The 10,302-nt window shown below is 66.1% G+C and carries 9 protein-coding genes; 7 read left to right on the top strand and 2 right to left on the bottom strand.

The window, feature by feature from the left end; genetic code table 11:
* The coding region (locus tag VFV09_10015; GenBank protein ID HEU4868052.1) for a glycosyltransferase at positions 1–667 on the bottom strand (667 nt) is incomplete at its 3' end.
* A gap of 59 nt (positions 668–726) precedes the next feature.
* On the opposite strand from VFV09_10015, the gene VFV09_10010 reads away from it, so the two are divergent.
* The 6 genes from VFV09_10010 (at position 727) to VFV09_09985 (ending at position 6,605) form a co-directional block, all read left to right on the top strand.
* A complete protein-coding gene (locus VFV09_10010; protein ID HEU4868051.1) occupies positions 727–2,973 on the top strand; it encodes a glycogen debranching N-terminal domain-containing protein in 2,247 nt (748 codons plus the stop codon).
* Between the two features lie 123 nt (positions 2,974–3,096).
* Entirely contained in the window at positions 3,097–4,125 is a 1,029-nt protein-coding gene (locus VFV09_10005) for a class I fructose-bisphosphate aldolase (GenBank protein HEU4868050.1), read from the top strand.
* A 63-nt stretch (positions 4,126–4,188) separates the two neighbouring features.
* On the top strand, positions 4,189–4,791 hold the full coding sequence (purN, locus tag VFV09_10000; GenBank protein ID HEU4868049.1) for a phosphoribosylglycinamide formyltransferase: 603 nt from the start codon (positions 4,189–4,191) through the stop codon (positions 4,789–4,791).
* A complete protein-coding gene (locus VFV09_09995; GenBank protein ID HEU4868048.1) occupies positions 4,791–5,519 on the top strand; it encodes a C4-type zinc ribbon domain-containing protein in 729 nt (242 codons plus the stop codon). The genes purN and VFV09_09995 overlap by 1 nt, the downstream gene beginning before the upstream one ends.
* A gap of 13 nt (positions 5,520–5,532) precedes the next feature.
* A complete protein-coding gene (locus tag VFV09_09990; protein ID HEU4868047.1) occupies positions 5,533–5,994 on the top strand; it encodes a ribonuclease HI family protein in 462 nt (153 codons plus the stop codon).
* Positions 5,995–5,996: 2 nt separating this feature from the next.
* Complete coding sequence (locus VFV09_09985) at positions 5,997–6,605, top strand: metal-dependent hydrolase (protein ID HEU4868046.1); 609 nt, start codon at positions 5,997–5,999, stop codon at positions 6,603–6,605.
* Positions 6,606–6,636: 31 nt separating this feature from the next.
* On the opposite strand, the gene VFV09_09980 is transcribed toward VFV09_09985, so the two are convergent.
* Positions 6,637–7,485, bottom strand: a complete 849-nt coding sequence (locus VFV09_09980) for a nuclear transport factor 2 family protein (protein ID HEU4868045.1) — start codon at positions 7,483–7,485, stop codon at positions 6,637–6,639.
* A gap of 112 nt (positions 7,486–7,597) precedes the next feature.
* Here VFV09_09980 and VFV09_09975 point away from each other — a divergent pair.
* Positions 7,598–10,302, top strand: a 2,705-nt coding sequence (locus tag VFV09_09975) for a BTAD domain-containing putative transcriptional regulator (protein ID HEU4868044.1), incomplete at its 3' end; no start/stop codon positions are given.

The following is a 10,302-nucleotide window of genomic DNA, read 5'->3' as shown; positions in this document are numbered from 1 at the left end:
CCTCGAAGTAGGCCTTCTCGGGCGGCTCGTTGCATTTGCCGGCGATCACCAGCGGCCGGCCGGCCGCCCGGGCGGCGTCGATCGCCAGGTGGGCGCCCTTGTCCGGGCTCATGCGGCCGAGGAAGAGCAGGTAGTCGTCCTTGTCCTTGCGGAAGGGGTACTCGGCGACGGGGATGCCGTTGTGGACCGTGGCGGCCCAGTTCAGCGCCGGCGCCTCGGAGCGCTGCGACTCGGAGATCGACACGAGGTTCACCGCGTTGCCCAGGGCCCGGTAGTAGTCGCCGATGTCTCCTGCCAGGGGGCCGTGGGCGGTCACGAAGGTGGGGACCGCCCTCCGGCCGGCCTGCAGCGGGCCGCAGAGAGTGTGGTCGTGCACCAGGTCGACCTCGACGTCCTGGAGCAGGGTTTCGGCCATCGCGGTGTGGATCACGTCGGGAAGGCCGTCGCCCAGGCGCTCGCTGGGGCACTCGGGGAAGGTCTGGAGAAAGCGGGCGCTGGTACGATTCCTACCTGCCGCGATCAAAGTCACGTCATGTCCCCGCGCCATAAGCCCCTCGGCGAGCCACGCGCAGATCCATTCAATGCCTCCGTATGCGTTCGGGGGAATCTCGAACCACGGCGGTGCGACGATCGCTATGCGTAAGGATGGTGAAGGGGAAATAGGCATATCTGAACTCCTGCTTTTATGTTTTTGGTTTTTCAAAGCCCCCTAGATTCGAGGACCTTATGGACCAGCCAGTCGATCCCAACCCGGAACCCGCTCCCTCCACGACCAAAAGTCCGGGAGGGGAGGAGTTCGACGTGTTGGGGCGTGCAGGCCCGCTTCGCCTCCGCAGTGCTCCAGGCGTATCTGCAGAGGCCCGCCAGGACTTGTTGGTGATCAAGGAAGGTGCACTTTTCCTTTGTTCACGACCAAGCGGTGACATCCTCCCCGGCTTGGTTTCCGGTGAGGGTCTATACACCGAGGATACACGCTTCCTTTCGGAATTCAGGCTTTTGTTGGGGGGCAAGAGCCCGGTTCTGTTGAGCTCCAATGCCGACCTCGCGTACGCCATGGTGATCGATTCGACCAACCCGAGCCTCACCGAAGGCAAGGTCGTGAAGGTGCCCCAGCAGACCCTTTCCATCCAGCGTTTTCGCCTGCTCGCCGACCGCCTGTACGAGCGAATCTCGCTCCGGAACTACAGCACCTCTGCTGTGGGCTCGACCCTGCAGCTGTCCCTGGCCGCCGACTACGCCGACACGTTCGAGGTCCGGGGTGTCCTCAAACGAAGGAAGCGGGGGCAGGCCCTGGCCCCCAAAGTGGGCAGACCGGGACTGAGGTTCGGATACGTCGGCGAGGACGAGGTTTTCCGGGAGACCCTGGTCGCGTTTGACCCGGCGCCGACCGAGCTGACCGTCAAAGGCGACGTAGCCGTTGTGTCGTGGGACTTCAAACTGGCACCCGCAGAGAAGACGAGCATCGAGGTAACGGTAGAGCCGTCGATCGGTGGGTCGACCCGACCCGCGGCCGGTCTGGAGGCTGCCGAAAAGCGGGTGGAGGCTGCCTACCGGGACTGGCACGCATCGGGGGCCGCCATCTCCAGCGACAACGAGCACTTCAACGGTTTCGTCGAGTCGGCGATCCGGGACCTGAAGGCGCTGGAGACTCCGATCGCCGGGTCGGCGCTGTTCGCTGCCGGCATCCCCTGGTACGTGGCTCCTTTCGGCCGGGACTCCCTTCTCACCAGCCTGGAGGCGATGGTCTGGAACCCGGCCACGGCCGTCGGATGCCTGAAGGTCATGGCCGGCTGGCAGGCGACTGAGGACGACCCGTGGCGGGACGCCGAGCCGGGCAAGATCCCCCACGAGCTGCGGCAGGGCGAGCTGGCGGGGGCCGGCCTGATTCCCCACACGCCGTACTACGGCACCGTCGACGCCACGCCGCTATTTCTCATGCTGGCCGGCGCCTACTTCCGCTGGACCGGCGACATCGCCCTGATGAAGCAGCTTCGCCCCAACTTCGACGCTGCCCTGCGCTGGATGCGGGACTACGGGGACCGGGACGGCGACGGGTTCGTCGAGTACGAGCAGCGCGGCCACGCCGGCCTTCGCAACCAGGGGTGGAAGGACTCGGAGGACTGCATCGTCCACGCCGACGGGTCGCTGGCCCAGGGGTCGATCGCCCTGGTCGAGGTCCAGGGGTACGTCTACCTGGCGAAGCTGCGGATCGCCGAGGTGTACGCCGCCCTCGGCGCCGCCGGCATCGCGGAGCGGCTGCGCCAGGAGGCCGGACAGTTGAAGCAGGCGTTCGACGCCGCGTTCTGGATGCCCGAGGAGGGCACCTTCGCCCTGGCGCTGGACGGCAAGAAGCGGCAGGTGGAGGGGGTCGCCTCCAACGTCGGGCACGCGCTGTACTGCGGGATCGTCGACCCCCGCCGGGCGGCGGCGGTGGGGGAGCGCCTGATGGCCCGGGACATGTTCTCGGGGTGGGGCGTGAGGACTCTGTCCAAGAAGAACCCGGCCTACAACCCGATGGGGTACCACGTCGGCTCGGTGTGGCCGCACGACAACGTGATCGTGGCCGCCGGCCTCAAGCGCTACGGCCTGGTGGACGCCACCGAGCGGATCGCCACCGCGATGTTCGACGCAGCGGTCTTCTCGGACCTGCGCCTGGACGAGCTGTACTGCGGTTTCGACCGGCGCTCCGGCCTCCCGCCGGTCGACTACCCGGTGGCGTGCAGCCCGCAGGCGTGGGCGGCTGCGGTCCCGTTGATGCTGACGCAGACCTTCCTCGGGATCTCGGCCCAGGCGCCGGCCGGAGCCCTCACCGTCAACCAGCCGAAGCTGCCGCCGTGGCTGAACCGGGTGGACGTGGACAACCTGACGGTTGGCGGGTCGAAGGTGAGCATGGAGTTCACCCGGCACGGGGACCAGACCGCCTTTGCGCTTACCAAACGTGAGGGCAACATCCGGGTGACGATCGACAACTAATCCCTCCGTTGGCTCGTCCGGCACCTTACGGATATCATTGCGAAACACACAGCCGGAGGCGGGTTTCGCTTTCGCGCCCCGCCACATATCCCGGAGTTGGACGAGCTTTGAGGAGCGACTGTAATGGATGACAAGACGAAGGAATTGAACGCAATCGCCACCGCCATGGTGGCCCCCGGCAAAGGCATCCTTGCCGCAGACGAGAGCTCACCCACCATCGGCAAGCGGTTCGCGGCCCTGGGCATCGAGTCCACCGAGGAGAACCGCCGGTCCTACCGTGAGATGTTCTTCTCCGCAGCCGGGATCCAGGAGTACGTCAGCGGCGTGATCCTGTACGACGAGACCATCCGCCAGAGCGCCAGCGACGGCACGACTTTTCCCGAGTACCTGAAGAAGCTGAACATCATCCCCGGCATCAAGGTCGACACCGGCGCCAAGGATCTGGCCGGCCACCCGGGCGAGAAGATCACCGAGGGCCTCGACGGCCTGCGGGAGCGCCTGGCCGAGTACTACGACCTGGGCGCCCGCTTCGCCAAGTGGCGTGCGGTGATCACCATCGGCGACGGCATCCCCTCCAGGTACTGCATCTCGGCCAACGCCCACGCCCTGGCCCGCTACGGCGCCCTGTGCCAGGAAGCCGGCATCGTGCCGATCATCGAACCCGAGGTCCTGATGGACGCCGACAACACCATCGAGCGCTGCTACGAGGTGACCGACGAGACCCTGCACGTGGTGTTCGGCGCCCTCTACCGGGCCGGCGTGAAGTTCGAGGGCATGGTCCTCAAGCCCAACATGATCGTCCCCGGCAAGAAGTCGGGCCAGAAGGCCAGCGTGCAGCAGGTCGCAGAGCTGACCCTCGAGGTCCTGAAGAAGAACGTCCCGGCCGCAGTGGCCGGCATCGCCTTCCTCTCCGGCGGCCAGAGCGACCAGGAGGCATCGGCCCACCTGAACGAGCTCAACAAGATCGGCGGCGCCCCGTGGCCGCTGACCTACTCCTACGGACGTGCGCTGCAGACCGCAGCCATGGAGACGTGGGCCGGCAAGTCGGACAACGTGGCCGCAGGCCAGGCCGCGGCGCTGCTGCGGGCTCGTGCCAACTCCGCCGCCACCTACGGCAAGTACTCCGAGGAGCTGGAGAAGGTCGGGGCTTAAGCACCATTTGAAGCAAGCGAATAATCTGGCCGGGATGTCATCCATCCCGGCCTTTTCGCGTCCATGAGGCTCGGTGTCCTTGCCTCCCACGGGGGGTCCAACATGCAGGCGATCATCGACGCCACCAGGCGGGGCGTCCTTCCGGCCGAGGTCGTGGTGGTCATCAGCAACAACGCCGGCTCCCAGGCGGCCGCCCGGGCGGCAACCGAGGGCATCCCGTTCCACCACTTGAGCGGGGTGACCCACCCGGAGTTCACCGAGCTGGATGCACAGATCGCCAAAGTTTTGTCGGACGCGGGCGTCGAGCTGGTCGTCCTCGCGGGTTACATGAAGAAGGTCGGACCGCAGACCATCGACAGCTTTCCCGGCCGGATCGTCAACATCCACCCGGCCCTGCTGCCGAAGTTCGGCGGGGTCGGCATGTACGGTCCCCGGGTGCACGAGGCAGTGCTGGCCGCCGGCGACCTGGTGACCGGCATAACCGTCCATCTCGTGGACCAGGAGTACGACCGGGGGCCGATCGTCGCCCAGTGCGAGGTGAAGGTGGTCGAAGGGGACGACGTAGAGACCCTGGCGGCCCGGGTGCTGGAGCGGGAGCACGCCTTCTACGTCGAGACGCTTTGCCGGATTGCCTCCGGTGAGCTGGACCTGGATAGACTCAGCTAATGGTAGAGGCGTCAAGAGAATCGTTGGTCGAGCTCCTGGAGCTCCAAAAGATCGACTCGGCCATCGACCGGCTGACCTCCAAGCTCCACAACCTCCCCGAGCAGGCAGAGCTGGACGCCCTCGAGGAGCGCCAGCGCACTCTCGAGTCCCAGACCGGCGAGCTGGAGGCGTCGCTGGACGAGGTCATCGCCCGCCAGCGCAAGCTGGACACCGAGGTGGAGAACGTCGGGCTGAAAATCGCCCACGAGGAGGCCCGGATCAACTCCGGCGACGTCGCCAACCCCAGGGAGCTCTCGTCAATAGGGGCCGAGATCGAGTCGCTCAAGCGCCGCCGCATCCGGTTCGAGGACGAGGACCTGGAGGTCATGGAGGAGCGGGAGACCATCGAGAAGGAGCTCAAGATCCTCACCGACGAGCTGGAGAAGCTCCGGCACCAGGTTGCGGAAGCCATCGGAAAGCGGGACGCCGCCGGTGGCCAGGTAGGCGAGGAGCTGGCTAAGGTCAAGGAGCGTAAGGAAGGTTGGGTCCCCCGGATCGACCCCGAGCTACTCGCCTTCTACGACGACCTTCGGCGGTCCAAGCACGGGGTCGGCGCGGCCGCCCTGCAGGGCCACATGTGCCTCGGCTGCCACATGCAGCTTCCCGCCCAGGAGGTGTCGCGGGTTCGTGCCAACCAGGGCATCAGCCGGTGCGACGAGTGCGGACGTATCCTCGTAGTCGTCGACTAGCACCGGAAAGCGCATGTCCAAGACCTACACGCTTCACACCGACGGCGGCGCGCGGGGAAACCCCGGCCCTGCGGGAATCGGCGTGGTCCTCCAGTCGCCCGAAGGCGAAATTCTCGAAGAGATCGGCCGGGGGATCGGCTGGACCACGAACAACGTCGCCGAGTACGAAGGACTCATCGCCGGACTGCAGGCCGCCCGGCAGCACGGGGCTGCCGAGCTGGAGGTCTTCATGGACTCCACGCTCGTGATCGAGCAGATGAAGGGCGGCTACAAGGTGAAGTCTCCCGGCCTCCGGCCCCTCCATGCCAGAGCCCGCAAGCTGGCCCAGCAGTTCGATCGAATCACCTTCCAGGCCGTGCCCCGCGCCAGGAACAGGCAGGCCGACCGGCTGAGCAACAAGGGGATGGACGAGCAGGCCGCCGCCGGCGACCCGGCGCCGCCCGAACCCGACCGGTCGCAGCCGGAGCTGTTCTAGGAGTGCTTTTCTGGCACCTCGGCATGACCTGCGCGATCGTCTTCTTCGCGCTCGGTGCTCGGCGGATCGACTACCGCGTGGTCCTTCTGGGGGCGGTGATCTCCGATCTCATCGACAAACCGATCGGCCGCATCTTTTTCGCAGACAAGTTCGAGAGCGGCAGGCTCTACGGCCACACTCTGCTGGTGGCAACTGCGGCGCTCCTGGCGATCCAGCTGGTGCTGCGCGGGGCGACCGCCCGCCGCTGGTTCATCCTGCCGATCTGCATGCTGATCCACCAGGTTCTGGACGCGATGTGGAACGAGCCGATCACCTGGTTCTGGCCCCTGTTCGGCTCGAAGTTCCCGGCCGACCCGAAGGAGAACTACTGGCTGGAGGTGCTCACCCGGCCACTCGACCACCCGTGGGAGCTGGCCCGGGAAGCGCTGGGCCTGGCCCTGCTGATCTACATGGCCCGGGCCTACAAGCTGCAGGACCCGGAGCTGCGCCGTCGTTTCATCCGCAAGGGCCAGCTGATCGAACGGCCGGAAAGGCTGTCCCGCTCCGACCGGATCGGGGGCCCGGCGCCGCAGCCGGAGCAGGTGCAGACGGATCAGCCTGAGCTTGATTGACCCATCGGGTGACGGAGCCGAAGTCAAGATTTCATAAACCAACCGCACCCAGTGTCGCTGCAGCGTGGCCGTTCGGGCAACCGGAGTCGCCGACGATCGCCTCGCAGTCCGGGCAGCGAACGATCTCCATGACGTGAACCGGCAGCCATGTGCTCACCAGCCCCTTTTCGGCGAGGTTGTCCTGGTACATCCTGCGGACAGCCTCGCGGTGGAGTGGGTGCTCCGTCAGTTGCCGGATGGCCTCTGCCGACTCCCACTGGGTGAGAGTGATCAGCCGGTCGTCGGCCGCCACGCCGACGAAGCTGATGAATCCCGGCATCTTCACCATCGCGTCGGCGATATCCGTCGAGCGGGCTTCGACCTCCTCCCGTTCAGCTTGGTTGCGGACGCAAGCCATGGTGATCGCCACCGCTCCGGGCGCTTTTTCGCGTGCCCCCACGGCGTAACGAGCAATGCCCCACTTGGACTTCTCCTCCGACCCCGGCATCACCTCTACCTGAAACCCCAGCTGTCGGTAGCCGACGTACCTGTCGAAGTGCCCGCGGACAGACTCGATACCCGACGATCCCACCGTGATGATGTCGCAGCCCGGCAACGACAGCGGGCTCCCCGGAGTTGTGTCCTCCATACGCCACTCCACGGCCACGGTGCGGCCGGAGGAGAACATGGTCACGATGCGGAACCGTACGCCGGGGAACATGCGGATCACCTCCGATGCGTAATCCCCGATCGCATCGCCGGTCAGGGGTTCGTCCAGGGAGGAATCCACGTAGGTGCCGCCGGCGGCAAAGGTGGCGACTATCCCCGGGGGGTCGTGGTCGTTCCAGGCTTCTACGTACTTGCGTACAACGCTCGAACAGTCCGATGCAGACGGCTTCATTTTGCCTTCCTTCGCTTCATCACACGTCTCAAGTGAAAAATCTAGAAATTAATGGTTGCGTCCGGGTAGCGGCGGGGTTGCAATGTAGGCGTAACAAGTGGCGGGAGCACTTGTGGATATCGGACTGCTGGGACGATTTCGCATCGAACGGGACGGAGTCGAGCTTCCGCCTCCGGGGCGTCTGGTACGGACGCTCCTGGAGGTGCTGCTGACTCGGCGGGGAAACTTCGTCCCTCGCGACCAGCTGGTGGAAGCTCTCTGGCCCCACGACCCGCCATCGGACCCGGCTGCCAACATCAAGGTTCTCGTAAGCCGAGCGAGGGTTTTGCTGGGGGAACGGTCGCTGATCCTCACCGGTCCGGCGGGGTACTCATTTGCGAAGTCGGATTCATGCCGAGTTGACGCCGAACTGTTCGTGCAGCGTCTTCTCATGGGCTCAAGGGAGCTGGGGTGCGGCCGCTGCCGGGAGGCCGCCGCGTACCTCGAAGAGGCGATCGACCTCTGGCGAGGTGAACCGCTTTCCGAGGAGACCTACGAAGACTGGGCCCGGGAGTATCGTGAACGGCTGGCCGGAGCGTACCTGGAGGCTCTCGAAGCGGCCTGCTCGGCGTCTCTGGCCAAAGGCGATGCGGCCGCTGCAGTCAGATTCGCCTTGCTGGCCGCCCGCCGTGAACCTTTGAGGGAGAACAGCCACCTCCTCCTCGCCAGGGCACAGGCAGCTTCCGGCGACGTTGCGGGCGCCCTGAGGACGATTGACGATTTCCGTAGCCGCACGACGGAGGAGTTGGGTCTCGGCCTGTCTCCTGCCGCCAGCGAGCTGGAGATGTGCCTGCTAAACCTAGACTCCCTCGCGGTTCAGGCCGAGCGCGGAAGCGATTCCGGCATCCCAGCACAGTTGCCGTTCGTGGGCCGGGAAGCGGCGCTGCAGCTGCTCGTCGGGTCCTTCACCGGAGGGCGCAGCGGGGTGGTTGCAGTTATGGGTCCGGCGGGATCCGGTAAGTCCCGACTGCTGCAGGAGGGAATCGTCCGGATGGTCAGGCCGGTTATAGCGGCCCGGGCCTTCCCGGCAGAACGGGAGGACCCCTGGTCGGTGGCGGCGGCCCTGATGAGGAACCTGCTCGACCGCTTCCCGGATTGCGCTGCAACGGTGCCTGGGAGGGCTGCCGCCGCCCTGGTCGACATAGTTCCCGAGCTCGGAAACCTGATATCGACCCCCGATAGCGCGGCAAATGCCGAGAGCCGGCGCGCCCTGGCGTTGCAGGGCGCCCTCGGTCTTTTCCAGGCGGCAGCATCTGAGGGGGCTCTGTTCGTCGTTGACGACCTCCACTGGGCCGATCCCACCTCGATGAGTCTGTTGGGGCTGATTTCGCGGAGGGTAGCCGAACTGAGCCTGGTAGTGGCCTTCAGGACGGCCGATCCTTCGCCCACGGAAGCGATTCGCGAGTTTCTGGACCAGCTCGAGCCGCCGCCGGTTCGAATTTTCGTGGAGGGTCTTTCCGTGGACGTTTTATGCCGGCTCGTAGACCATGAGCTGGCAGTGTTGCTCCAGGAAGCAACGGGCGGAGCGCCGTTCGCCGTTGACCAGGTACTTCGATCGCTGATCCAGCAGGGAATCGTCGACCGATCCACTGAAGGCAGGTGGGTCATTTCGATCGGAGAGGCACGGGCGCGGGCGGAGGAGGTTGTCCGCCACGGCCGGCGACAGTGGCTGGGTGAACGAATCCGCGCCCTTCCCCCGGGCCCCAGATCGGCGCTCGCAGTTCTGGCCCTGCTTAGGCGGGAAGCGCCCCCGCGCCTGATCGGGGGTGTCCTAGACGCGCCCCAGCCCGAGGTTCTGGAGTCCCTCGACCGGTTGTGGGAGGCGGGACTGGCCCGTCCCGGCGAAACCGGCTGGGAGGTGAGCCACGACCTGATCGCAGATGCGATGTCCGACGTGCTCGGCGCTTCTGGGAGGGCCCGGCTGCACGCAATGCTTGCCATCGGCCTGGACTCGGACTCCGCCGATCCCGTTGAGCTAGCCCGGCATCTCCTGGGCGCCGGAGACCTTATGGCAGCGGCCGAGAGGTTCGCTCAGGGGTCCCGGCAAAGTTTGGACCGCTTCGCAAACGACGAGGCGGAGGCCACGGCAAACCGGGGCCTGCGGGCCCAACCCGCCGGCGATACGCTGGCTGCGCTGCTGGAGGTTCGAGCTGAGGCCAGGTTCAGAAAGGGCGCGCTCGAGGAGGCCAGAAATGACCTGAGGGAAGCAATCCGAGCCAGGCCGCCTGGCCCCCAGCGCGCAATAACGCTTACCCGGCTGGCCATGTTGACCTCTGGGGCCGAGGACTACGTTCATGCTCTTGAGCTAGCCGAGCTGGCTCTCCTTGAGGCGGGTGACGACCCGGCCGCCCGAGCCGAGGCTCTTCTCAATGCCGCCAATTTCGACCTGAACCTCGGACGCCCGGAAAGCTTGGTAAAGCGTGAGGACGAGGCGCTGTCTCTCTTCCAGCAATCCGGCAACTCGGCCGGAGTGGCAAGGGTGCTCGAAAGCCGGGCCTTCGCCGCGTTCCTGGACGGCAGGTTCTGGGAGGCGGAGAAGCTTCTGGACCGGGTCGCAAGGATCCTCGAGGATGCCGGGGAAATCCTCCGCGTGGCCAATCCCAGATCAGGCCGGGGGTTGGTGCTGGCGTGGATGAACCGGCCTGAAGACGGCCTGGCCGATCTGGACGAGGCACTCGAGCTGTCCCGTCTGGTGGGCGCCCGAGAGTTAGAGGCCCACGTCTTGTGGTTCCGGAGCCAGGTGGCATTGACCCTGGGCCACTCGGAACGGGCCATGGA

It is taken from the genome of Actinomycetota bacterium, from assembly GCA_035759705.1.
Lineage (GTDB): Bacteria > Actinomycetota > CADDZG01 > JAHWKV01 > JAHWKV01 > JAJCYE01.
Note: the sequence above shows the minus strand (reverse complement) of the source record. Positions and strands in the feature narration are given on the sequence as shown.